The 24,223-nt window shown below is 68.9% G+C and carries 20 protein-coding genes and 1 pseudogene; 12 read left to right on the top strand and 9 right to left on the bottom strand.

The annotated features are described in order from the left end of the window. The first annotated feature begins 102 nt into the window (after positions 1 to 102). The 6 genes from AC0B9F_RS24530 to AC0B9F_RS24505 all read left to right on the top strand — a co-directional run bounded on the left by AC0B9F_RS24530 (position 103) and on the right by AC0B9F_RS24505 (position 8,002). A complete protein-coding gene (locus AC0B9F_RS24530) occupies positions 103 to 765 on the top strand; it encodes a hypothetical protein (protein WP_472006062.1) in 663 nt (220 codons plus the stop codon). Beyond that, on the top strand, positions 758 to 2,131 hold the full coding sequence (locus AC0B9F_RS24525; protein WP_472006060.1) for a glutamine synthetase family protein: 1,374 nt from the start codon (positions 758 to 760) through the stop codon (positions 2,129 to 2,131). The genes AC0B9F_RS24530 and AC0B9F_RS24525 overlap by 8 nt, the downstream gene beginning before the upstream one ends. After that, positions 2,128 to 2,937 carry a gamma-glutamyl-gamma-aminobutyrate hydrolase family protein gene (locus tag AC0B9F_RS24520; RefSeq protein WP_472006058.1) on the top strand — a complete coding sequence of 270 codons (810 nt, stop codon included), beginning with the start codon at positions 2,128 to 2,130 and terminating at the stop codon, positions 2,935 to 2,937. Before AC0B9F_RS24525 ends, AC0B9F_RS24520 begins: the two co-directional genes overlap by 4 nt. Next, positions 2,934 to 5,342: an AMP-binding protein gene (locus AC0B9F_RS24515; protein ID WP_472006056.1), complete on the top strand. Its 2,409-nt coding sequence runs from the start codon at positions 2,934 to 2,936 to the stop codon at positions 5,340 to 5,342. Before AC0B9F_RS24520 ends, AC0B9F_RS24515 begins: the two co-directional genes overlap by 4 nt. A 70-nt stretch (positions 5,343 to 5,412) precedes the next feature. Next, positions 5,413 to 6,510, top strand: a complete 1,098-nt coding sequence (locus tag AC0B9F_RS24510) for a Zn-dependent alcohol dehydrogenase (RefSeq protein ID WP_472006054.1) — start codon at positions 5,413 to 5,415, stop codon at positions 6,508 to 6,510. A gap of 28 nt (positions 6,511 to 6,538) precedes the next feature. After that, a complete protein-coding gene (locus AC0B9F_RS24505) occupies positions 6,539 to 8,002 on the top strand; it encodes an aldehyde dehydrogenase family protein (RefSeq protein WP_472006052.1) in 1,464 nt (487 codons plus the stop codon). 103 nt (positions 8,003 to 8,105) lie between these two features. On the opposite strand, the gene AC0B9F_RS24500 is transcribed toward AC0B9F_RS24505, so the two are convergent. Next, positions 8,106 to 8,744: a TetR/AcrR family transcriptional regulator gene (locus AC0B9F_RS24500; protein ID WP_472006050.1), complete on the bottom strand. Its 639-nt coding sequence runs from the start codon at positions 8,742 to 8,744 to the stop codon at positions 8,106 to 8,108. Positions 8,745 to 8,920: 176 nt separating this feature from the next. Here AC0B9F_RS24500 and AC0B9F_RS24495 point away from each other — a divergent pair, with 176 nt between their 5' ends. From AC0B9F_RS24495 to AC0B9F_RS24470, 6 genes are all read left to right on the top strand, one after another. Next, positions 8,921 to 9,820: a phytanoyl-CoA dioxygenase family protein gene (locus AC0B9F_RS24495; RefSeq protein ID WP_472006048.1), complete on the top strand. Its 900-nt coding sequence runs from the start codon at positions 8,921 to 8,923 to the stop codon at positions 9,818 to 9,820. An 89-nt stretch (positions 9,821 to 9,909) separates the two neighbouring features. Further along, the gene (locus AC0B9F_RS24490; RefSeq protein ID WP_472006046.1) at positions 9,910 to 11,478 is read left to right on the top strand and encodes an MFS transporter; all 1,569 of its coding nucleotides are present in this window, start codon (positions 9,910 to 9,912) and stop codon (positions 11,476 to 11,478) included. Between the two features lie 52 nt (positions 11,479 to 11,530). Then, positions 11,531 to 12,226 carry a transporter gene (locus AC0B9F_RS24485; protein ID WP_472006044.1) on the top strand — a complete coding sequence of 232 codons (696 nt, stop codon included), beginning with the start codon at positions 11,531 to 11,533 and terminating at the stop codon, positions 12,224 to 12,226. Positions 12,227 to 12,271: 45 nt separating this feature from the next. Further along, the gene (locus tag AC0B9F_RS24480) at positions 12,272 to 13,618 is read left to right on the top strand and encodes an NAD(P)/FAD-dependent oxidoreductase (RefSeq protein WP_472006042.1); all 1,347 of its coding nucleotides are present in this window, start codon (positions 12,272 to 12,274) and stop codon (positions 13,616 to 13,618) included. 358 nt (positions 13,619 to 13,976) lie between these two features. Beyond that, on the top strand, positions 13,977 to 14,342 hold the full coding sequence (locus AC0B9F_RS24475) for a hypothetical protein (protein ID WP_472006040.1): 366 nt from the start codon (positions 13,977 to 13,979) through the stop codon (positions 14,340 to 14,342). 4 nt (positions 14,343 to 14,346) lie between these two features. Continuing rightward, a complete protein-coding gene (locus tag AC0B9F_RS24470) occupies positions 14,347 to 15,963 on the top strand; it encodes a sodium:solute symporter family transporter (protein WP_472006038.1) in 1,617 nt (538 codons plus the stop codon). 230 nt (positions 15,964 to 16,193) lie between these two features. On the opposite strand, the gene AC0B9F_RS24465 is transcribed toward AC0B9F_RS24470, so the two are convergent. The 8 genes and pseudogenes from AC0B9F_RS24465 to AC0B9F_RS24430 form a co-directional block, all read right to left on the bottom strand. Continuing rightward, complete coding sequence (locus tag AC0B9F_RS24465) at positions 16,194 to 17,528, bottom strand: NAD-dependent succinate-semialdehyde dehydrogenase (RefSeq protein ID WP_472006036.1); 1,335 nt, start codon at positions 17,526 to 17,528, stop codon at positions 16,194 to 16,196. 222 nt (positions 17,529 to 17,750) lie between these two features. Next, positions 17,751 to 18,650, bottom strand: a complete 900-nt coding sequence (locus AC0B9F_RS24460; RefSeq protein WP_472006034.1) for an MBL fold metallo-hydrolase — start codon at positions 18,648 to 18,650, stop codon at positions 17,751 to 17,753. 291 nt (positions 18,651 to 18,941) lie between these two features. Next, positions 18,942 to 19,205, bottom strand: a complete 264-nt coding sequence (locus AC0B9F_RS24455) for an acyl-CoA dehydrogenase family protein (RefSeq protein WP_472006127.1) — start codon at positions 19,203 to 19,205, stop codon at positions 18,942 to 18,944. Beyond that, positions 19,194 to 19,798: pseudogene (locus tag AC0B9F_RS24450) on the bottom strand (SDR family NAD(P)-dependent oxidoreductase); the annotation flags it as partial. The pseudogene AC0B9F_RS24450 and the gene AC0B9F_RS24455, both read right to left, overlap by 12 nt. A gap of 4 nt (positions 19,799 to 19,802) precedes the next feature. Further along, the gene (locus AC0B9F_RS24445) at positions 19,803 to 20,495 is read right to left on the bottom strand and encodes an HAD family hydrolase (protein WP_472006032.1); all 693 of its coding nucleotides are present in this window, start codon (positions 20,493 to 20,495) and stop codon (positions 19,803 to 19,805) included. 53 nt (positions 20,496 to 20,548) lie between these two features. Then, positions 20,549 to 21,304 carry an SDR family oxidoreductase gene (locus tag AC0B9F_RS24440; RefSeq protein ID WP_472006125.1) on the bottom strand — a complete coding sequence of 252 codons (756 nt, stop codon included), beginning with the start codon at positions 21,302 to 21,304 and terminating at the stop codon, positions 20,549 to 20,551. Between the two features lie 62 nt (positions 21,305 to 21,366). Further along, positions 21,367 to 22,584, bottom strand: a complete 1,218-nt coding sequence (locus tag AC0B9F_RS24435) for an acetyl-CoA C-acetyltransferase (RefSeq protein WP_472006030.1) — start codon at positions 22,582 to 22,584, stop codon at positions 21,367 to 21,369. 100 nt (positions 22,585 to 22,684) lie between these two features. Continuing rightward, the gene (locus AC0B9F_RS24430; RefSeq protein WP_472006028.1) at positions 22,685 to 24,205 is read right to left on the bottom strand and encodes a long-chain-fatty-acid--CoA ligase; all 1,521 of its coding nucleotides are present in this window, start codon (positions 24,203 to 24,205) and stop codon (positions 22,685 to 22,687) included. Positions 24,206 to 24,223: the final 18 nt, after the last annotated feature.

Genomic DNA, 24,223 nt, shown 5'->3' with positions numbered 1-24,223 from the left:
TAGTCACGCGATTGAGTCAGATGACTAAGAGATCGCGGATTCCCAGAGGCCGTGCGGCGCCCCTACGGGTCGCGTGGTTCGTGAAGTCGAAAGGACCGAAGGATGGCCGAAACCATGACGGCCCCCACGTCGACCTCGGCGGGCGCCGCAGAGGTCGACGTCAGGATCGAGGACGATGCCAGTCCCCTCGTGCGATTGATCGGCCGCACGCTGCGCGACTCCGTCCGGACCGGGCATGCCGTCGACGCCCTGACCAGGTCGACCGGCACGGTGGCGATTCACTCCCACGACACGCCCCAGACAGCGACGATCACCTTCGGTGACAACGGAATCGACGTGTCCAGCGGAGTGCTGGGCGAGCCGGACGCCGCGCTCACCGTCGACCTCAACGCGCGTTTCGAGCCGACGGCGGATCCCTCCGGTGACGCCGACCTGGCCGGGGGTGTCCTGCAGGCGCTCACGCCGCCGCTGCCCGGGTGGCGGGAGGCCGCTCAGCGGTTCTGGGACGCGACACGTTCCCTGCCGGGCATCCCCGACGTGCTGATCGCGGTCACCGAGGGGCCCGAGGGCCTGGAGCAGGCCGTGCTCGGCGACGGCCCCACGCAGTACCTGATCGCCGGTGCTCCCGAGACGCTCGCCGGCGTGTTCTCCGGTGCCGACGACCTCGTCGCTGTCCTGTCCTCGGGTGCCCTGGGCATCCAGGGCACCATGTCCCAGCTGTCCGTGATGGTCGGCGCCTCCTGGAAGGTTCGTTTCGATGTCTGACCTCAGCACCACCGCCACGAGCGCGCCGCTTCGCGACTCCGGCGCGCGAGCCGTCCGGCTCGAGGCGACCAACCCCGAAGGATGTTTCCTCGGCAAGAACGTCTCGCCCAAGAAGTTCGCCGCGGGCAAGGACGCGGGTTTCCCCTTCGCGGATCTCCTGTTCGGCCTCGACCTCGGCAACCTTCCCACCTTCGGTTCCGCCTACCCCGCCTGGCGTGGCCACCTCGACGATGTCTACTTCCGCCCCGACATGTCGACCCTGGTCGAGTGGAAGCCGGGCCTGGACTCGGTCATCGGCGACTACTGGCTCAAGGACGGCACGCCGGTCCCTCTCTGTCCGCGCAACCTCGTGCGGAAGATGGTCGAGCGGCTGGCGACGCACGGATTCACCGCGACCGTCGCGGTCGAGATCGAGGCGACCGTCTTCGAGGAGCCGATCCACGAGGCGCGCGCCCGCGGGTATCGCGACCTGACCCCCTTGGGCGGCAGCGCGGGTACGGCGTACCACCTCGCCAAGTCGAAGGACTGGATCGACTACATGAACGCGGTGGCCGACCGCCTCGATGAGGTCGGCATCGAATGGGAGGCGTGGAGCGACGAGGACGCCGCCGGTCAGATCGAGCTCAACCTCGCACCGGGCGACCCGATCAAGGTCGGCGACGCCTGGGCACGGACCCGCCAGATCATGCGCGAGGTCGCGTTCGAGCGCGGGCACAGCGTCACCTTCATGGCCAAGCCCACCGCCGGTTACGGCCAGGCATCCCACATCAATCTCTCCCTGCAACGCGACGGCGCCAACGCGTTCTACGCCGAGAACGGACCGTCGGACACGATGCTGCACGCCATCGGCGGGCTGCTGGCGACGATGGAGGGCAACACCTCGATCGTGCTGCCGCAGATCACGTCGTACCGGCGGCTGGTCGATCTCAGCGGACCGCCGGTCACGATCAGCTGGGGCATCAGCAACAAGACCGCCGCGGTACGCGCCGTCTGCGGACACCCCAAGTACTCCCGTCTCGAGTACCGCCTCCCGGGCGCGGACGCGAACCTCTACCTCGCGCTCGCCGGCGTGCTGGCCGGCGTCATCGCCGGTGTCGAGCGGAAGATCGACCCGCCCCAGCAGGTCACCGAGATGGCGTGGTGTCTGCCGCCGGGCCTCGGCGTCGACCGGATCCCGGACACCATCACGAAGGCCGCGGCTGCCCTGGAAGCCGACCCGATCCTCCGCGACCTTCTCGGCGAGGAGTTCGTCGACTGCTGGATCGCGTCGCGCAAGTGGGAGTGGATGCAGTTCCACACCGCCGGCGGTGACCCGTTCGCCGAGCTCTCGGAGTGGGAGTCGACTCGCTACTTCGAACTGCCGTGAGCGGGCGTGACACGGCCGTGACGGTGCGCCCGGTGATCGGCATCACCGGGCGGCGGTACCGGCTGCACCTGCTCAAGGGAGCCGACGAGCGGTACGGCGACCGTTGCACCGACAGCTACATGGCGGACTTCGCAAGCCGCATCGCGCAGGCCGGTGGACTCCCCGTGCACCTGTCGTACGACACCGACGCGACGGACATCTGCGAGTGGCTGTCCGGTGTGGTGATCACCGGCGGACAGGACGTCCATCCGGCGTGCTGGGGCGGCGACACGGCAGTGGTCCGCGACATCGACCCACGGACGGACCCGATGGTCCACGACGTGGCTCGGGACGAGTACGAGATCGAGCTCGTCCGGGCCGCGCTGGAGCGGGGCATTCCCGTGCTGGGCGTGTGCCGCGGCCTGCAGGTGCTCAACGTCGCCCTCGGCGGCACACTCATCGCCGATCTTCCGCCCGGCTCCGTGAGTCACCTGTCCACCGAGGCCGCACCCACCGACGGCACCGCTGATCACCTCGTGACCTTCGAGCAGGGCTCGCTCGCCGCGGGCCTGTTCGGCGAACACGCACTGACCAACTCCTGGCACCACCAGGCCGTCGACCGCTGCGGCACCGGCCTGGTCGTGACCGGACGGACGAGCGACGGCGTGATCGAGTCGGTGGAGCTCCCCGGCGCTCCGGTCCTCGGAGTCCAGTGGCACCCCGAGTGGATGAAGAGCGCGGACCCGACGATGACGTGGATCGTGCGGGCCGCGGCGGAGCTGCTCGCGGCCCACCGCGGTGAACAGACGCACAGGAGCCTGCGATGACTCAGAACGTGGCAGTCGAACAAGCCGGTCGCACGCACTCGCGTCCCCTGCCGGTCGTGAAGCCCGAACAGATCGGCGCGGACCCCACCGTCCCGACGCTGACCGAGCTGCTGTCACGGCGTGCACAGGACGCACCGGAACGCGAGTTCCTGCGCTTCGGCGAACGGTCATGGAGCTTCGCCGACATCGACGCATGGACCTCCAGGCTGGCACACCGGTTGATCGAGCTCGACGGCGTACAGCCGGGCGACCGTGTAGCGATCATGCTCCCCAACGTCGTGCAGTGGCCCGTCGTGTGGCTCGCCGCCCTCAAGGCCGGAGCGGTCGCAGTGCCGATCAACTCCTCCTACCGGCGGGGTGACCTCGCCTTCGTCCTGCGGGACTCGGGGGCACGCGTCGTGTTCACCGACTCCGAACGGACCGGGCTGATCGCCGACGTCATGACGACCGAGGACGGGCTCACCGGCCTTCGTGTCGTCGACGTCGCCGACGACGGGTCCGAGTCCTTCCCGCGCAGGGCGCCGGTGGCACCGGTCGATGCCGGGACGCTGGCGAACCTGCAGTACACCTCCGGTACGACCGGTTTTCCCAAGGCGTGCATGCTCACCCACGACTACTGGGTCCGGCTGGGCTGGATCTGCGCGGCGGCGACCGGACTCGGTTCCGAGGAGGTGCTGCTGACGGCGCAGCCGTTCTCCTACATGGACCCGCAGTGGAACACGGCGCTCGCTCTCACGATCGGGGCTCCGCTGGTCGTGCTGCCCCGGTTCTCCGCGTCGACCTTCATGGCCGACGTCCGCCGGCACCGCGCGACCTTCTTCTACGTCCTCGGGTCGATGCCCACGCTGCTGTTCAAGCAGCCGCCCACGCCGGAGGACCGCGACAACGCCGTACGCCAGGTGCTCTGTTCGGGCATTCCCGCCTCCCTGCACGCGCAGCTGGAGGAACGGTGGGGTGCGCCCTGGCGGGAGATCTACGGGATGACCGAGTCCGGTGTCGACCTGTTCAGCCCGTTCAGCGACGCCGACGCCGTCGGGAGCGGGAGCCTGGGGCGGCCGGTGCCGACCAAGCGGGTCCGCGTCGTGGACCCCGACGGCATCGAGGTGCCGGCCGGCGATCCCGGTGAACTGCTCATCTCGGGCAAGCCCATGATGAGCGGTTACTGGAACCGCCCCGAGGACACGGCCAGGGTTCTGCGGGACGGCTGGCTCCATACCGGTGACGTCGTCGTCCGACGAGCCGATCAGGGCATCCAACTGGTCGGCAGGATCAAGGACATGGTGCGTCGCGGTGGCGAGAACGTCGCGAGCGTCGAGGTCGAGGCCGCCCTGGAGCGCGACGACGTGGTCGTGGCGGCCGCGGTCGTCGCCGAACCCGACGAGGTCCTCGGTGAGGAGGTGAAGGCCTTCGTCCAGCTGGCGGCCGGCGTGCCGGCCGATCGTGCGACGGCTGAGGAGATCGTCGAGCGGGCCGGCAAGGAGCTCGCTCGCTTCAAGGTGCCGCGCTATGTGGAGTTCGTCGCCGACTTCCCCCGGACGCCGTCCGAACGCATCTCCAAGCCGGCCCTCACAGCCCGTGCCGCAGCCGAACCCGGCGTCACCCACGACCTCGGTGCACGACGGAACAAGACGGTGGCACCTGCCGCATCCGGCGGAGGCTTCCTCGACGTCGACGTCATGCGGGGCGTTGCCGTGCTGACGCTCCGGCGCCCCGAGAAGCTCAACGCCATGGACGTCGCCACCCGGCTGCGGCTGGCGACGGTCATCCGCGAGTTCGGCACCGGCGACAGCGTGCGCGGGATCGTCCTCACCGGCGAGGGGCGGGCCTTCTCCGCGGGGGAGGACCTCCAGAGCGCGCCGTCCACGGACGCTGAACTCCACGAGGCGTTCGAGAGCTTCCACGACATCACCCGGGCCATCCTGCAGACGCGGGTACCCGTCGTCGCGGCCGTCAACGGACTCGCGGTCGGCGGAGCCTCGGAGATCACCTTGTGCTGCGACGCCCGCATCGGAACGCGGGCGACGGAGTACTACCAGCCGGAGAACGGCCGGGGCATCACGATCTCGAACGCTTCCAGCGTGCTGCTCGGGCGCCTCGTCGGGAGCCATGCGATGCGCCTCGTGCTCGGATCGCCCCGGATCGGAGCCGACGAGGCGCTGCGGATCGGGCTCCTCGACGAGATCGTCGAGCCCGACGCCCTCATCGGCCGGGCTATCGACACCGTCATCGAGTGGACGCCCAAGGGAAACACGACGGCCCTCCACCTTGCTCTCCTGCGCCCCCGGGCAGAGGAGATCGAAGCGGCCTTCGCCCGTGAGGACCTCGCTGCGAGGAAGGCGTGGGACAGCGGCGTCCTCAGTGCCGGGATCAAGGGCTTCTGGTCCGCCAGGGCCAACGGCGCGTAAGCCCCGCCCCGGGGGCTCGCCCTCACCTTCAACAGACCAATGCACAGGAACCGACAGAGGGGACGTCGACATGATCGACACCCAGGCCGCGGTACTCACCGCGGTCAACGAGCCACTCGAGCTGACCGTCATCCGCGTGGACGACCCGGAACCGCACGAGGTACGGGTCGCGGTCACGCACGTGGGGCTGTGCCACAGCGACCTGCACTACATGACGGGGACGGTTCCGACCGGCCTGCCGGTGGTGGTCGGGCACGAGGTGGCGGGCGTGGTCGAGGCGGTCGGGGCGCAGGTGTCCGGCCTGAGTCCCGGGGACCGCGTGGTGGGCGCGCTGACCCCCTCGTGCGGCCGCTGCGTCAACTGTGAGGCGGGACGGTCGACCCAGTGCCGGCGTGTCGAGGAGATACGCCGCCGTCCGCGGCCGGCGTTCCGGACCCTGGACGGCCGGCCGATCGAGCGGCTCGGCGACATCGGGGCGTTCTCCCGGCACGTCCTCATGCGTGAGAACGCCCTGGTGAAGCTCCCCGACGACGTACCGCTGCACGTCGGGTGCCTTCTTTCCTGCTGCGTCGTGACCGGAGTCGGCGCCGTCTTCCGCGGCGCTCGGGTGAGGCCCGGCAGCACTGTGGCGGTCATCGGTTGTGGCGGGGTCGGATCGGCCATCATCCAGGGGGCCAGGCTCGCCGGCGCGTCCGCGATCGTCGCGATCGACCTGGACGACGAACGCCTCAAGGCCGCGCGCGGCTACGGCGCCACCCACGTCGTCAACGCCTCAGGCGGCGACGTCGTCGCAGAACTCCACCGCCATCTGGGCGACGGGGTGGACTACTCCTTCGAGGCGGTCGGCTCGGCCCGCACCGCGGCGACGGCCGTGGCCGTCCTGCGCCCGACGGGTACCGCGTGCCTGGTCGGGATCGCGCCCGGAGGGACCCAGCTCAGCATCCCGGCATCGGACTTCTTCTTCGAGGAGAAGCGGCTCATCGGCTCCTACATGGGCTCGGGTCAGGCGCGGCAGGACATCCTCCAGCTCGCGCGCCTGTACCAGCAGGGACGCCTGCTGCTCGACGAGATGGTGACACGGGTCATCCCCTTCGGCGAGATCAACGAGGGCTTCCAGGCCATGAAGTCCGGTGACGTGACCCGCATCGTCGTCGATCTCCAGTCCTGACCGACGAGTGAACGCAGAGGTGAGCTCCATGGCGAGCAACGAGATCACGATTCCCCAGCCGGTGAACTACATCGCCGACGACTGGAGCGAGTGCCCGACGGTCGATGACGTCTGGAACCTCGACCCCAACACACGCGAGCCCGTCCACCGCTTCGTCACGACAGCACCCGACGATCTCGATCGGGCGCTGCGGCACGCGGAACGCGTGTACGACATCGGCCGCTGGGACGAGGACGCCCGGCGTGAGCGCGCCGACATGCTCGAACGCGTCGCCGAGATCCTCGAGACCCGCGGCGAAGACATCGCACGGACGGACTCGCTGACCAGCGGTACACCCATCAGCGTCACCCGCAAGGTCGCCGCCTTCCTGCCCGCGAGGATCCGGGCGTCGGCGTCGGACCTGATGAACATTCCGCGCGTCACCGCGCTGGCGGCCGGCGGCCGCGACGTCCGGCTCTACAAGGTGCCGTGGGGGCCGGCCGCGATCCTCACACCGTGGAACGGTCCGAGCTTCATTCCCGCGGCCAAGATCGCCAGTGCGATGGCGGCGGGTTGCCCCATCATCCTCAAGCCCTCCGAGCACGCGCCCGGCAGCGCGCAGATCATCGTCGAGTGCTTCGTCGAGGCGGGCCTGCCCAGCGGCGCGCTGCAGCTGGTGCACGGCGGCGGCGACGTCGGCGCCAGGCTGACTGCCGACTCGCGTGTCAAGGTCGTCTCGTTCACCGGCGGACCGGGCGCCGGCCGTGCCATCGCGCGAGCCGCCGCGGAGGACTTCAAGGTCTTGCAGCTGGAGCTCGGCGGCAACAATCCGGTGCTCGTCCTGGACGACGCCGACCTCGATGTCACCGCCGACGGCATCCTCGACGGCATGACCAAGCTCAACGGTCAGTGGTGTGAGGGGCCGGGCAAAATCCTCGCGCACCGCAGCCTCGTCGGCCCTCTTCGCGAGGCGCTGACCGAGCGGATCTCCAAGCTCGTCGTCGGTCACTCGCTCGACGAGAACGCCGAGGTCGGCCCGATCTCCAATGCGCCGCATTTCCAGACCCTCCGGAGCAGGATCGAGGGGCTGCGTGACCTGGGGGCGACCATCCATGGGCCCGCCCGGCTGCCCGAGCTCGACGGCTTCTTCCTGTCGCCGACGATCGCCGTCGGCGCCGATCCGGCTCAGGCCAACGCCGAGTTGTTCGGGCCGCTCGTCTCCCTGCACGCCGTGGACTCAGACGAACAGGCGTTGCACTTCGCCAATGCCAATCCCTCGGGCCTCGATGCCTACGTGTTCGGGGCTGACACCGACCGCGCGATCGGCGTCGGCTCCCGCATCGCCTCCGGCGAGGTGCGCGTCAACGGCGCCAAGCTCGCCGACCTCGGTGAGGAGTCGGCTCAGAGCTTCTGGGGCAAGGCCGGCATCGGCGGGCACGGGCCGGCGGAGTCGGTACGCGTCTTCTGCGGTGACCGGGTCGTCGGCGTGGACTCGCCCGACCTGCCGTTGTGAATCAACACCACACATGATCTGCCGGAGGCCCGACCCCGGGCCTCCGACCGTGCACTCCTCGGTGCGCTCACTCCAGGGTCCTCCGCAGTGCCTGGGGAGGCCCTCACAGCGTCGCGGGCGCAGAGCCGAGCCGGGCCGCGAGCCAACTGTCGAGTACGGAGACGGCGACGTCCATCTGCTCCATTGCGGCGGACCGATCCCCGTAGGTGTACCAGTTCAGGGCGAAGCCGTCGGCCAAGGTGGCGATGGTGTAGGCGATCTGATTGATGGTTTCCGGTTCGACCGGATGCTCGGAGCCGGCGCCCCGCAGCACAGTGCGCACCGTTTCAAGAGCCTGGTCGTAGACCGCGATACCGCGGTCTCCGTGCTGACGCCTTGCCCAGCTGATGAGTTCCAGTGTGGCCGCGGTGAAGCTGGCTGACTCGAGGTAGAACTCCATGACACCGCGCAGGAGTTGGCGAGCCGTGGCCATGAGGTCCGAGTGCGGATCACTGGCTGTCAGCACCTCACGGAACTTGCCGGCTACGAACTCGTAGACATCGGCGAAGAGGTCCTCCTTGGAGTTGTAGCAGTAGTGCAGCAGCGCCAGGTTCGCCTGGGCCTGCTCGGCAATCCGTCGGGTTGTCGCGCCCTCGATGCCGTGGATCGCGATGACTTCCACGGCGGCGTTGACGAAGTCACTGCGCCGTTGGGCGGCGGGGATCCGACGTGCCACGAAATCCTCCCATTGCGAGGCGTCCACATAGTCGGACGATTGATTAAGTCAAGACTCAGTCTAACAGTTTGCCCGCGACTGAGCCGCCTAATTTCTTAGTCATACGTCTTGAACGGCTGACTAACTTTGCCCTAGCGTACGGGGCACATCGAGAGGTCGGCGCCCCTCCGGCGCGGCCCAGCTCCTGCAAGAACGGACCTGTCATGACGAAGAACGAACTCGCGCGTCTCACGCCCGACGCCACCGCGGAAGCCGCGGTCGAGGTGATCATGCGAGACGGCGGAGTGATCATCGAAGGGCTCTTCGACGAGGCCACGATCGAAGGCATCAAGAAGGACCTGGACCCCGTGCTGGACGGGGTCGACGCGGGCCACGACGAGGTGTTCGCCGGCAACAGGACCAAGCGTGCGTGCGGCTTGTTCGCGCGGACCGAGCACATGGCGACGATCGCGCTGAACCCGTTGTTCCGAGGCGTTGCCGAGCGCATCCTCAGCAAGCCGATCAACGTCCACATGGGTGAGGAGTCGGTGCCCTTCCCCGCCGGTATGCACATCGGCGCGACGATGGCCATCAAGATCGGCCCGGGACAGGGCTCGCAGCCGCTCCACCGCGACGACTCGGTCTGGCTGTGGCGGCACCCCGCCTATGGCCGCGAGGCCCGGGTGCAGATCATGGTGGCGGTCAGCGACTTCACCGCCGACAACGGCGGCACCCTCGTCATTCCGGGCTCGCACCTGTGGGACGACGAGCGCGCGCCGCGACTCGAGGAGGCCGTCCCGACCGAAATGAAGGCCGGCTCGGCGCTCATCTGGATCGGCTCCACCTACCACGGTGGCGGCCGGAACACCACCTCGGACCAGTACCGCTTCGGTCTGTCGACGGGCTACGACCTCGCTTTCCTGCGTCCCGAGGAGAACCACTTCCTCACCTACACGCTCGAGCAGATCCGGTCGTTCCCGGAGGAGATCCAGCGCGCCCTCGACTGGTCCTCGGAGCACTACGTCGGCTGGGTCGAGGTCGACGGGCAGATGTCCGACCCCAAGGACCTGCTCGGCCGGGACGACTACACCACCACCGGCGCCGGTCTGCCGGGCCACGTCTGAGAAAGCCGGCCAAGACCATGGACATCCAAGGAACACTCGGCCGGATCGATGCGCAGGCTCCGGCCCGGCTCGCGGCCAACAAGAGGGCCTTGATCGCTGTCGCTGCCCTGCTGGCCACCGTGACGAACGCCGTGGCATTCATGGTGCCGCCGCTCCTGCCCCTGATCACCTCCAGTTACGCGCACAACTCGGTGAGTGCCGCCACCTGGATCTTCAGCGCCCTCACGCTCGGCGGTGGCGCGGGGTTCGTGCTGATCCCACGGTTGACCGACATGCTGAGTGAGCGCGCGATGGCATTGCTCGCCGGCGGTTTCCTCGTGGGAGGCGCACTGATCGCGGCGATCGCCGACAACTACCTCGCCTTGGTGATCGGCTCGGCGCTCCTCGGCTTCGGCAACGCCGCCCAGTTGCTGCCGCTGAGCTTCCTGCGCCGGCACCTGCCCGGCAACGGCGTGTCCACGGCGGTCATGGTTCTCGTCATGGCCACCGGCAGCGGTGTGGTGCTGGGCATGGTGGGCGGCGGAATCTCCGTGCGGATCTGGCCACTGCCCGCCCACCTCAACGCGGACGGCTCGCTGCCGAGCCTGTCGATCGCGCCCTTCTACTACATCCTGGCCGCGCTCTTCGTCCTCACCACCGTCGCCCTGCTGATGGTCGTGCCGAACTCTCCGCCGCAGTCCAGGGGCCGCCTGGGCGTCGTGAACACGATGTGGCTGATCGGCTGGGTGGCGCTCATCCTGTTGCCCCTGAGCGCGCCGCCCGACAGCGCCATCGGCAAGAACAGCGCGATGATCCTCCTCGTCGGCGTCGTCGCGGCGATCGCATGGGGCTTCGCGGAGCGCCGGTCCACCCACCCGGTCTTCGACATCGGGGTGCTGCGCAGGCCGTACGTCACCACGGCCTGTCTTTCGGCAGGGCTCTTCGGCTGTATCGATGCCGCGTTCATGGTGCTGGCCAACTACTACATCCAGACCCCGAACGGCCTGCCCGTCTCGGCCAATGGCGGGCTGACGGGATGGTCGACGAAGTTCGCGGAGTACGGCCTGTCCTACGATCCGCTGAAGACGAGCCTGATCATGCTGCCGTTCGCGCTGACGATGTTCATCAGCGGCAAGTACTCCGAGAAGCTCATCGCTCGCGGTCGCCCCGGCGCCATCCTGATCGGCGGCGCCGCGATCTGCGCGCTCGGCCTGCTGTTCCTGGCCGTCGCTCATGACCGGCCATGGGAGTACGTCGTCGCGTCGGGCGTCATCGGCCTGGGTAGCCGGGCCGGCTACAGCAGCGCCTTCGCCATACCGCAGTTCGTCGTCCCGGAGGAGAAGGCCGGTATGGCGGCCGGAATGCCCGGGACGGTCATGGCCATCGGCATCGCGATCGGTGCGGCAATCGTCACGATCCTGCTGAACGCATCGGGATTCGTGTACCACTCGATGGACGTCGCCGGCATGACGGCGGGCAAGTTGAACCCCTCGAGGGTGGACCTCAAGACGTCGGACTATCTCCTCGACGGTGCCCACATGCCCAGCGCCCACGCATACACCACGGCCTACTGCGTCTCGCTCGTCTTCCCGGCGCTGGTCATCGTCGCCACGGCCCTGTCGCGACTGCGGCACAAGGGTGGCTTCAAGGCAGTGCTCGAACAGCACGCGCTCGGCTGACCGATCGGCCTCCTGCTCAGCCCACGGGCCTCAACGCAAAGGAACGATATCCATGAAGGAACTGCTCTTCATGCTGGCCGACCTCTGGATGATCTTCGCCGGCTTCTACTTCGGATGGAAGTTCATCCGACGGTACCGCAACTATCTGCTCGGGCTGGAATGGATGATCGTCGCCACGTCCGGCTCAAACTTCCTCGTCTGGTCCCTCCTCGGAGGCGACCCGGACAGCTTCCTGTACGACGTCGCGTACTTCTTCGACGCCTTCTCGAGATCGGTGGGCATCACCCTGATTCTCGTCATGGGCCTGATGCGCGTCACACACCGGTACAAGCCGACGTTGGCGGCCGACATCGCCGCGTTCGTGCTCGCCATCGCCGCCGGGCTGTATCTCCAGCAGTTCCGCGGCCATGAACTTCACCTCGGCCCGGCAACGTTCTACGTCGTCGTCAACGCTCTCACGACCCTGTTCCTCGCCTACTTCGTGCGGCGGCTGTGGAAGATCCGTGCCAAGGGCCCGGCCATCGCCACCGCGCTCGCCACCGCTGCGGGGACCGCCATCGCCGTCACCTACGACTTCTTCCCGATCTCGGGCGACGACGAGTACCGCACCATCTTCTACACCCTCGCCCTCGCCACCTGGGGAACCCAGCTCTTCGTGTACTTCAGGTCGTACCGCGCTCTGCACGACCACAACGTGGCGACGGGTGCGGAGCCGGCTGCGAACGAACGCAGAGTTGCCCGGGCTTGAGCGACACACCAAGGGTCAGAGCACGCACGCCCGAAAGGCACAACAATGAAGACCGACAACGTGGAGTACACCACCTTCACCGGCTGGGTCGATCCGCCCGCCGACATCCAGCCGGCCCTGACCGGTGACCTCACCTGTGAGGTCGCGGTGGTCGGCGGCGGCATCGGAGGCATGTCGACGGCGCTACGACTGGCCGAACGCGGTCAGGACGTGGTGCTCCTGGAGGCCGAGTTCTGCGGACACGGCGCCAGCTCCCGCAACGCAGGGCAACTGGCGGGAGCTCCAGGCGGGGACCTCCAGCTCCTCAATCTGCTCTACCGCAAGAAGATGCCCGGCATGATCCGGCTCGCCGAGCACGCCGCGCACCACGTGGAAGACCTCATCAAGACGCACGGCATCGACTGCGACTACGAAGCGACCGGCAACTGCTTCGCGGCGGTGTCGCGTGGACAGATGGGCCGGGTGCGCCGTGTGACCAAGATTCTCCGGCGCGCCGGCTGCCAGGTGGAACTCGGCACGAGCGAAGAGCTCGGCATCCCGCGCGGGTTCCTCGGCGGGATGCGCGAGATGGTCGGGGGAATGATGAACCCCGGCAGGTTCACCCTGGGTGTGCGCCGCGCACTGCTCGGCTCGTCCGCGCGAGTCTTCGAGCAGACCAAGGTCACCGACGTCACGCGCGACCGCGGTCAGGTGGTCCTCACCACTCCTCAGGGCCAGGTGCGGGCGAACAAGGTGGTTCTGGCGACGAACGCGTACGCGGGAGAGTGGGACATCACTCCTCCACGGCTCTCCGTGCCCATCTACGTCATCGAGGTGGAGACCGCGCCCATCGACCCTGCCCGTCTGGCGGCACTGGGGTGGACCAGCCGGTCGGGACTGGTCACCCAGCACGCCATCATGGAGAACTACCGGCTGACGTCGCGCAACACCATCGTGTTCGGCGTCCGGCGGCTCGAGCGCGGCACGACGTATCCACTCCCGGAGAAGAAGCCGGACCCGGCGCTCGTCGAAGAACTCGCAGAAGCCTTCGCGACGCGGTTCCCGGCGCTGTCCGACGTCGCGATCGAGCGTGCGTGGGGAGGATGGATCGCGATCACCTCGTCCTGGCTGCCGCTGGCCGGGCAGATCGAGGACAACGTCTTCTACTCGATCGCCTGCAACGGTCACGGGCTGGCTCAGGCGCCCTACGTCGGGACCCTCATCGCTGATCTCATCGTCGACGGCGAGCGACACGAGGACTTGGAGGGATTGTGGATGAAGCAGCCGAAGTTCCCTCGTCCGATGATGATGAGCCCGCTGGGACTTCGCACCATCTGGGCCGTCGACCGGTTCAACGACCTGGTCAACGGAAGCCGGCGCAATGCCCGGCGAGGCGCGGCGCCTGTGGCCTGACCGTTCTGGCCTGACGGCAGGGAGTGAAGGACACGTTGTGGCCGAGAGACCGTCAGCGTGTCCGTGCCACGGATTCAACGACGATCCGACAGCCCATGACACTCCGCACGCTCCCGACGCCGCCGGCCTCGACCCGCTTCGTACCTCGCGCTGGGATCGGCCCTTCCCTCGGCCTCGCGGTGAGGTACAAGAGGACTCCGACACCGATCTCTTGGTCGCGGCACCGGAGGAGACGGTGCAGTTCGGCTCATCAGCCGCAACGCGTCCGCAGGCGCCCAAGACGCCTCCGCTCTGTGACGACTTGATCGCCGCAACCATCTCCTGAACGCCCGCACCCTTGACTCAACAAGAGAGTTCCGTGCACACCTACTACGCTCAGAAGCCGGTCACTGCGCCGACGACGGACGCCCATCTGCAACGCGGTGAAATCCTCCGCCGAGCCGAGCACCGTGCCCAGCGGGTGTTCCTTGCCGTCAACGCGGTGCCCCTTGCCGCCGGCGTCGTGCTGTCCTGCGACGGCGCGCTCGCCGCGGTCCCTGTGGACGGACGGCTCACCCTGGGGATCGTCTGGGGAATCCTGCAACTCAGCCTCTTCATCGCCAGCACCTGGTGGTACGAGAACCGGGCGACGCGTCTGTGTGTTCCCCTCGAACAGTCCCTGACGTCCGGCACGCCCCGGCCCGGGGTTTCGGGTGTCTCTCCGGCCGACGAGTCCTGGACGTGACGCGATGGTCCTGCACGTCCTGAGCTCGGGCACAGCCGACCCGATCGGTTCGGCGGCAAGAGGCCCGGTGCTGGTCGCCTTCTTCGTCTTCATCGGTCTGGCCCTGCTCTGGGTCTTCACCCTGGCCACCCACGACGACCACCCGGAACGGCTGTACATCGCCGACCGGTCCCTCTCACCGGTCTTCAACGGGTTCGCCCTGGCCGGCGAACAGATCTCCGTGATCACACTGTTCGCGACATCCGGGGCCATCGCCCTGTTCGGCTACGACGGGTACGCCACGGCCGTCGACAGTGTCGTCGCACTCGGACTGCTGCTGCTCCTCTCACAGAAGATCCGCGACAGCGGCCACTACACGCTCGGCGACCTCTTCTCCTTGCGGGCCTCCGGTTCAGCCCCGCGCATCGCCGCGGCTGTGGTGACGCTCGCCATCACGCTTCCCCTGCTCGTGCTCCAGCTACGCGCCGGAGGCATCATCGCGGCCCTGCTGATCGGCATGTCGAGCGATGCGTCGCAGGTGCTGTGCACGGTACTGCTGGGCGGGCTCGTCGTCTGCTTTGCCGCGGTGGCGGATCTCAAGGGCACCAGTCGCATGCAGGTGGTCAAGGTCGTCATCACCCTGGTGACGCTCACGGGGCTCACGGTGCTGGCCCTGAGGAAATTCTCGTGGGACTCCGGAAGCCTCCTCTCAGCCGCCGTGGACAGGAGCGTGGCGCCGGACGACTACTTGAAACCGGGGCTCTGGGCGCACATCTCCAGTCTCGTGCCTCTCAACATGATCAGCGACCACATCGTCCAGATCCTCGGGACGGTCGCGATGCCGCACCTGATCCTGCGCGTAGCCGCGTCCCGCAGCGGCCGCTCGGCACGGCGATCCATGAGCATCGCCGGGGGACTGACCGGTGCCTACGTCCTCCTCCTGATCGCTGTGGGGTTCGCGGCCGCGGCGGTGGTCGGCGGCAGGGACATCGGCCTCGTCGACGCCAACGGGCAGGCATCCCCGGTCCTGCTCGCCTCTCACGTACTGCCGAACGGCTCCACCACGCGCGTTGCGCTGATCACCGTCGTGGCTTGTGTCGCTTTCCTGGTCATCCTCACGACTGTGACGAGCGTGATGTTTGTATCCGCCGTCTGTCTCGCTCACGATGTGTCCGCGCGAGCCGACGGTCCTCACACCACCACCCGGCAGGTGCGGGTGCTGCGCATGGCCATCGTCGCCCTGGGCGCCGTAGGCCTGACGCTGTCCGCAGCCGCTCACCGGTACTCGGTCGAATTCCTGGCCATCTTCTCGATGAGCATCGCGGCAACCTGCGTGGCGCCCGTGCTCGTCTACTCCTTCTTCTGGCAGGGGCTCACCCGCAGAGGACTGTTGTGGTCCGTCTACGGGGGGCTGCTGCTCTGCACCGTCCTCACGATCTTCTCACCCGCCGTCTCCGGATCCGCGTATGCACTGCTGCCCGGCGCGGATTTCAACTGGTACCCGTTCCGTACGCCGGGTCTGATCTCTGTACCGATGGCCTTCCTCCTCGGGTGGGTCGGCAGCCGGAACCCGGGCAAGGGCGCCGGTCCCGTCGAGAGTCAAGGTGGGCGGGGACGGCGAACGCCGGTTGCGAACTTTTGACGAAGCCTTGGCGATTACGACGTGGCGGTCCAGCGGGCCGGGAGGGCGAGTCGCCATGACGCCGTCTCGGCTGCCGGTCGCCGGAGCGGCCGACAAGAACGGTCCCTGTGAGGCCATCCTGCGCCGCCTGCCCCAGACCCGGTCCCCGACCGGCCCTTCTTGTGTCGGCCTTCGCCGGGCTGAGCCGTCTCCCCCAGCCCGGCGACGCACGGATCCCGGGCCCATCGGCCCTATGCAACGGTACGGATGAGCTTCTTGTTGACGAACTCCTCGATGCCCGGACGGCCCAGTTCGCGGCCGAAACCGGAGCGCTTGATGCCGCCGAAGGGCAGTTCCGCTCCCTCGGCGCCGACGCCGTTGACGAAGACCATGCCCGCCTCAATGCGGTCCGCGACGCGCTCGGCCTGCGCCGGGTCCGTCGTGAAGAGGTATGAACCCAGGCCGTACGGCGTGTCGTTGGCAATGCGCAGCGCGTCGTCCTCGTCGGTGGCCTGGAACACCATGGCGACCGGGCCGAACAGCTCCTGGCGGGCCGCCGCGGAGTCGGGGGTGAGGCCGGTGAGGACGCCGGCCGGGTAGTGGGCGCCGTCGCGCTTGCCGTCGGTGTGCAGGGTCGCGCCCTCGGAGACGGCCGCAGCCACCTGCCGCTCCAGGTTGTCGGCCCCGGCGACCGAGGACAGCGGAGCGCCGGACTGGCGGGCCAGGAGCTGGGCGGTGAACTTCTCCACGAACGCGTCGTACAGGTCGGACACGACGACGAAACGCTTGGCGGCGTTGCAGGTCTGGCCGGTGTTGTCGAGGCGGGCGGCGACGGCGGACTCCACGACCGCGTCGAGGTCGTCGGTGGACAGCACGATGAACGGGTCGGAGCCACCCAGTTCGAGGACGACCTTCTTCAGGTGGCGGCCGGCGATCTCGGCGACGGCGGCGCCGGCGCGCTCCGAGCCTGTGAGGGAGACGCCCTGAACCCGCGGGTCGGCGATGACGTCGGCGATCTGTTCGTTGGTGGCGTAGACGTTGACGTACGCGCCGACGGGGAAGCCCGCCTGCAGGACCAGCTTCTCCAGGAGTGCGGCGGTGGCAGGGCACTGCGGGGCGTGCTTGAGGACGATGGTGTTGCCGATGGCGAGGTTCGGGGCGGCGAACCGGGCGACCTGATAGGCAGGGAAGTTCCACGGCATGATCCCGAGCAGGACGCCGACCGGGCTGCGGCGGACGATCGCCCGGCCGGGGCCCGAGGTGACGTCCAGCTCCTCGTCGGCGAGGAACTCGACGGCGTGGTCGGCGTAGTAGTGGTAGATCGCCATGCAGAAGTCGACCTCGCTCTCCGCCTCCTCACGCGGTTTGCCCATCTCCCGCACGATGCTGTCCGCCAGTTCGGTGCGGTGCTCGGCGTGCAGGTCGCCGAGGCGGCGCAGGAGTGCGGCACGGTCGGCCACGGAGCTGGTGCGCCCCCAGGCGAAGGCCCTGTGCGCGGCCTCGACGGCTGCGGCGACCTCGGTGTCTGTGGCGGTCGGGTAGGTCTCGTCGGTCTTGCCGGTGGACGGGTCGGTGACGGCGTACATCAAATCTCCAGCTAGGTGTCGGGGGTGACGGACGGTGAAGGGGCTCTTCCGAAGCGGTCCTCGCGTGCCGCGGGGACGGAAGGGAAGAGCCCTACGGTTCCAGGATGGTGCGGGCTCCGCGGACTGTGCCGACCAGCTCGTCCAGCGTCAGCCGGTCGGGTCGGTAGAAGGCGGGTCAGTGCAGGGAGGTCGAACGCGCCGAGGCCAGAGCCGATGTTGGGGCTACGTCGCGCGGAATCGTCCCTCCTCCACCTCCGTGACCCGCCCTTCGCCCCGTAGCCGGTCCAGGTGCTGTGCCGCCGTCCTGCGTTCCGCCGGCTCCACGTGCGGGCCTTCGACGTGGGGCCGGTAGACCAGCCGGTGTGCGGCGATCTCTTCGACGGTGCCGGGCTCGCCGAGGAACGCGAGCAGGGCCGTGTCCCGCTTCTCCACCACGGCGGCGTAGGCGTCGAGCCGGCGCCGGAACTCCGCGGCGCCCTCGATCACGCCCTTCTGGTGGGACGTGCCGTACCAGCGGGCGTCGATGTCCCGGCAGCGGCGCATCGACGCCTCGAAGCCGGTGAGACTGCTGCCGGCGTCGCCGTAGTACGGGCCGAACGACGTCAGGTCGATGTCCGCGACGAACAGGAAGCCGTCCGGCTCGATCAGGAAGCCGCAGTGCCCGGCGGTGTGACCGGGCAGGTGCACCACGGTCACCGTGCGCCCGCCCAGGTCGAACACGGCGCCGTCCTCGAAGCCGAGCGCGTCCGGACGCCCCCGCACGTGGAAGTGGTCGCGGAACGTCGCCTCCACCTCCTTCGCCGCGTCCGGCGGGAGGCCGAACCCGGCGACCATGGCCTCACGGGAGCGCAGCGCGGCGAGGTCGGCGCTGTGGACGTGGACCGGCGCGACGTCGTAGCTCCCCAGTCCAGCGATGTGGTCCTCGTGCGTGTGGCTCACCAGGACCAGGTCCGCGGGGGGCGCGTCCTTGACGAGCGACAGCGACGGGTCGACGACCAGGCTCTCCGCCGCACCCCGCACGAGCAGGGAGTTGCCGTACGGGTAGGCGCCCTGCCGGGGGCCGACGAGGACGTCGACTCCGCCGTATGCGACTGCCGTGTATCCCGTGGTCTGCGTGTCCACGCCTATCGTGCCCTCCGATTCGAGACGAGCGAGGTGAGCACCGTATCGGACCCCAAACCTTTGACACAACACTCGTTATCAGAATTAACCCCGGGGAGCCGCGCCGCCGGCGCCGCATTCCTGGTCGTCGTTCAGTGCGAGGTCCATGACGCGCTTTCGGTCGTGTCGCCCTGCCGGTCGACGGTGTGTGCACGGCCGGTCATCGGGGCCCCGGCAGATCGGCCAGGTGCGCAAGGTGTGCCCGGTGTGCGCCGCCCGTGCCGAAGGCGATCTGGTCGGCCTTGGCCCGCTTCAGGTACAGGTGCAGCGGGTACCCCAGGTCATGCCGACGCCGGCGTGGAGCTGGATCGCCTCCTCAGCCGCCTTCACCACGAGGTCGCCGCAGTAGACCTGCGCTGCGGTGGCGGCGATCTCCGCGTCCGGGTCGCCGGCGGCCAGGGTGGCAGCGGCGTAGCGGGCGCCGGCGGCGGCCTGTTCGACGTCCGCGAAGAGGTCGGCGAGGCCGTGCTGGAGCGCCTGGAAGCCGCCGACGACTCGTCCAAACTCGAAGCCCATGCCGGCCGACGGGCGGTCTCGGCCGTCATCGCGGTCTCGATGAACCCGGGGGCGATCGCGTTGGCCGTGACCCCGAACCTGCCGAGTTCGATGGCGAGCGTCTTGGTGAAGCCCTGGATGCCGACCTTCGCCGCCGCATAGTTGGCCTGGCCGCGGTTTCCCAAAGCTGAGGTGCTGGACAGGTTGACGATCCGGCCCCAGCCGGCCGCGGTCATGTAGCCCTGGACGGCGCGGGTCATCAGGAACGAGCCGCGCAGATGCACGTTCATGACCGTGTCCCAGTCGGAGGTGGTCATCTTGAACAGCAGGTTGTCGCGGATGACGCCGGCGTTGTTGACGAGCACGGCGGGTTCGCCCAGCTCGCCCGCGATCCGGTCCACGGCGATCTGAACGCCGCGTTCGTCGGCCACGTCGGCGCCGACGGCCAGGGCCCGGCCGCCGGTGGCCGCGATCTCCTCCACGACCGGCTTGCAGGCCGCTTCGTCCAGGTCGATGACGGCGACGGCGAAGCCGTCCGCGGCGAGCCGTTTCGCGACGCCGGCGCCGATGCCGCGGGCCGCGCCCGTGACGACGGCGGTGCGGGTGGTGGTCATGGGGTCAACTCCTTGTCGTGCAGGCGGATGGGAGGCTGTTGCGGTCGGCGCCGGATGCGGAGGCTGCTCGGCGGGCCAGGCCGGGGATCAGATCGGCGAGGGCGGCACGGGTGGTGTCGGCGTCGGCGTGTCGCAGGGCCGGCATGCCGACGGCACGAGCGCCGAGCACGTTCGGCTCCGCGTCGTCGACGAAGAGCATCCGCTGGGGCGGCATGCCGAGCCGATCCAGGGTGAGCCGGTAGATCGGGGCCAGCGGCTTGCGCAGGCCGACCTCACCGGAGATCACCACGGGGTCGCAGAGGGCATCGATCAGTTCGCGGGGGTAGGTGTTGCCCCAGATGTTGGACAGCTGGGCGACCCGGATGCCGAGAGCGCGCAGTTCGCGGGCCAGAAATGACATCGCCGGGTCGGGTCGCATACCGGCGAACAGACGGGCCAGCAGGCCGACCGGATCGACCGCACTGCCGTCGACCGTGTCCAGTTCACCGGCGAGCAGCGTGTCGAACTGCGCGACGGTCAACTCGCCGGTCTCCAGCCGGTGGATGGGTGTCCCGTCCTCGGCATGTCGGGACAGCCATGCCTTGAGCGTGCGGGAGAACGACGCCGGCTCGATGCCGTCGGCCTCGAGCCACGCCGCGATCGAGTCGCGGACCGGACCGGTGAGCACACCGCCGTAGTCGAAGACCACCGCGTCCACAGGCGCTGTCGTCGCCCTGCTCCCCACGCCTCGGGCCGCGGCCGGAGTGGGTATCACGCTCCCCCGGTCAGCAGCACGCCGCCGTCGACCACCAGCAGTTGTCCGGTGATCCAGGCGGAGTCCCCGGAGAGCAGGAACGCGACCACGCTGCCGATGTCCTCCGGGACGCCGAGCCGTTTGAGGGGGTAGCCGGCCGCGACCTCGTCCTCCCTGCCCTCGTACAGGGCGGCGGCGAACTTCGTCTTCACGACGGCCGGCGCGACCGCGTTCACCCGGATGTCCGGGCCCAGCTCGACGGCGAGTTCCTGGGTGATGTGGGTGAGCATCGCCTTGCTGGCCCCGTAGAAACCGATGCCCGGCGCGGGCCTGACACCGGCCACCGACGAGAGGTTGACCACCGAGCCGCCGTGCTCCTTCATCCAGGCCCGGTGGACCTGCTGCACCCACGACAGGGCGGCGACGCAGTTGACCTCGACTATCTTGCGCGCGACGCCCAGGTCCATCTCGACCATCGGTCCGTACACCGGGTTGATGCCGGTGTTGTTGACCAGCAGGTCGGCGCTGCCGAAGGTGTCGATCGCGCGCTTGACGACCTCGGCCTGGTGGTCGGCGTCGTCCGCCCGTCCGGCGACGCCGAGGGCGTGCTCGGGGCCGCCGAGGCGGCCGACGGCCTCCGCGAGCGCGTCCTGCTTGCGGGCGGTGACGACGACCTTGGCGCCCTCGGCCACCAGCCGCTCGGCGATGGCGAATCCGATGCCCCGGCTGGCGCCGGTCACGATCGCCGTCCGTCCGGAGAATCTCCCGGCCATGACTGATCTGCCCTTCTCCTCGGAGGTCCGGATCGGGTGTCCGACGTGGTCGTTCGCCGTGGTCACGAGAGGCGCTCCAGTACCATCGCCATGCCCTGCCCGCCGCCGACGCACATGGTTTCCAGGCCGAACTGCTTGTCGTGCCACCGCAGGGAGTTGATGAGCGTGGTGGCGATCCGGGCGCCGGTCATGCCGAAGGGGTGCCCCACGGCGATCGCGCCGCCGTTGACGTTGAGCTTCTCCTCAGGGATGCGCAGATCGCGTGCGGACGGGACGACCTGCGCGGCGAACGCCTCGTTGATCTCGACCAGGTCGATGTCGTCGATGGTCAGGCCCGCCCGCCTCAGCGCCTGCTGCGAGGCCTCGACGGGGCCGAGGCCCATGATCTCCGGGGACAGCCCCGAGACACCGGTGGAGACCACCCGGGCCAGCGGTGTGATGCCCAGTTCACGGGCCTTGGTGTCCGACATGACGACGAGTGCGGCGGCGCCGTCGTTCAGCGGACAGCAGTTGCCGGCGGTGACGGTGCCGTCGGGCCGGAAAACGGGGCGCAGCCCGGAGACCGTCTCCAGGGTGACGCCGCTGCGGGGACCGTCGTCCGCGGACACGACGCTGCCGTCCGGCAGGACGACCGGGGTGATGTCGCGTTCCCAGAAGCCGTCGGCGCTCGCCTTCTCGGCGAGGTTCTGGCTGCGTACGGCGAAGGCGTCCTGTTCGGCTCGGCTGATCCCCTTGAACTGGGCGACGTTCTCGGCCGTCTGGCCCATCGCGATGTAGGCATCGGGCAGCCGTCCCTGCGTCCGCGGGTCGATCCACGTTCCGCCGCCGGCCGCCAATTGCTCGGTACGCGACTGAGCTTCGGCGAAGCGGGGGTTGCGGGTGTCGGGCAGACCGTCCGCGTTGCCCTTGGTGTAGCGGCTCACGGTCTCCACGCCGGCGGAGATGAACACATCGCCCTCGCAGGCCTTGATCGCGTGCAGCGCCATCCGGGTGCTCTGGAGGCTGGAGGAGCAGTAGCGGTTCACCGTGGTGCCCGGCACCTCGTCCAGTCCGGCCAGAACGGCCACCACGCGCGCCATGTTGAAGCCCGACTCGCCGGCCGGCTGTCCGCAGCCGAGGACCAGGTCGTCGACCGTCCTCGGATCGAGCTGCGGCACCTGGGCGAGGGCCGCGTGGATCATCTGGACGGTAAGGTCGTCGGGGCGCATGTCCCTGAGCGAGCCCTTGTACGCCCGGCCGATGGGCGAGCGGGCGGTGGCGACGATCACTGCTTCTGGCATGATGCCTCCCTTTTCCTTCTCAATCGCTTGGAGTTATCAAGCGCTTGCTTAGTTCAGTGCCGCAAAAAAATGGGCCGTGCGGGCCCGGGGGCCTCCCCGCTCACACGGGGAGATCCCTCTTGATGATCTTGCCCGTCGGGCCCTTCGGCAGGGCGTCGAGCACCCGCACCTCACGCGGGTACTTGTAGGCGGCGACACGTTCCTTGCAGTAGGACGCGATCTGCTCCGGTGTGGCCGCGGCGCCCGGCTTGAGCGCGACGTAGGCCAGCACCTCCTCGCCGAGCCGCGCGTCGCGCCTGCCGACGACGGCCGCCTCGGCGACCGCGGGGTGCGTGAACAGCACCTCCTCCACCTCGCGCGGGTAGACGTTGTACCCGCCGCGGATGATCAGATCCTTCTTGCGGTCGACGATGAACAGATAGCCGTCCTCGTCGGCGTAGCCGAGATCTCCCGTGTGGAACCACCCGTTCCGGCAGGCTTCGGCGGTGGCCCCGGGCTGCTTGTAGTAACCCTTCATCACGTTGTGGCCGCGGACGACGAGTTCGCCGATGTTGTTGGACCCCGGCGGCAGCGGGGTGTCGTCCGCGTCGACCACACGGACCTCCACCCCCCAGATGGGCCTGCCGATCGAGAGCACCTTGCGGGCCTCGGCGCTGATGTTGAAGGTCGTGGTGCTGGCCGTCTCCGACAGCCCGTACCCTTCCAGGATCACCACGCCCGGCACCTTCTCCTCGAACGCGCGGATCACCTCGCCCGCGATCGCGGCTCCGCCGGACACCCCCACCCGCAGGGCGGACAGGTCGCGGTCGCCGACGCCGGCCGACAGCAGCGCGACGTACATGGTGGGAACTCCGGTGAAGATCGTGCAGCGGTGCCGCTCGATGACGTCGAGCACCGACCGCGGGTCGAACCGGGGCACGAGGACGAGCGTGCTGCCGAAACGCACGCCGACGTTGAGGACGCTGGACAACCCGAAGACATGGAAGAGCGGCAGCACCGCCACGGCGACGTCGTCGTCGCGGGCGCCGAACAGCTCTCCCGCGACCGTGCAGTTCATGTAGAGCTGGAAGTGGGTGAGTTCGGCGCCCTTGGGGCGGCCGGTGGTGCCCGAGGTGTACAGCAGCACGGCGGTGTCTTCCGCGCCGGTGGGCACGATGTCGCCGGTGTCCTCGGCCGAGCAGAGGTCGTCGTACGGGAGTGCTTCCTCCGGGAGTCCGTCACCGGCCGGTGCCGCGACGACGTATGTGGTCACCCCTTTGGCCTGCCGCGCGCCCTGGAGAGCCTCGCCGGCGAACGGCTCGAAGGTCACGAGCAGTTGCGCGTCGGAGTCGTCGAGGTGATACGCGATCTCCGGTGCGCGCAGCAGGGGGTTGAGCGGCACCATCGTCAGACCCGCCTTGAGGATGCCGAAGTACGTGAACAGGAACTCCGGCACGTTGGGCAGGTGGACGGCGACCTTGTCGCCCCGCCGCAGGCCGAGGGCGAGCAGGCCGCCGGCGACCCTGCCGGAGATCTCGTCGACCTGGGCGTAGCTGTAGGACGTGTCCCCGAAGCGGCACAGCGGCTTGCCGGGGTTCGCGCTGCGCGACTCCCGCAGCATGGTGGCGAGGTTGAAGCTCATGAAGGGGCACTCCGACGT

The organism is Streptomyces sp. NPDC097129 (genome assembly GCF_055668065.1).
Note: the sequence above shows the minus strand (reverse complement) of the source record. Positions and strands in the feature narration are given on the sequence as shown.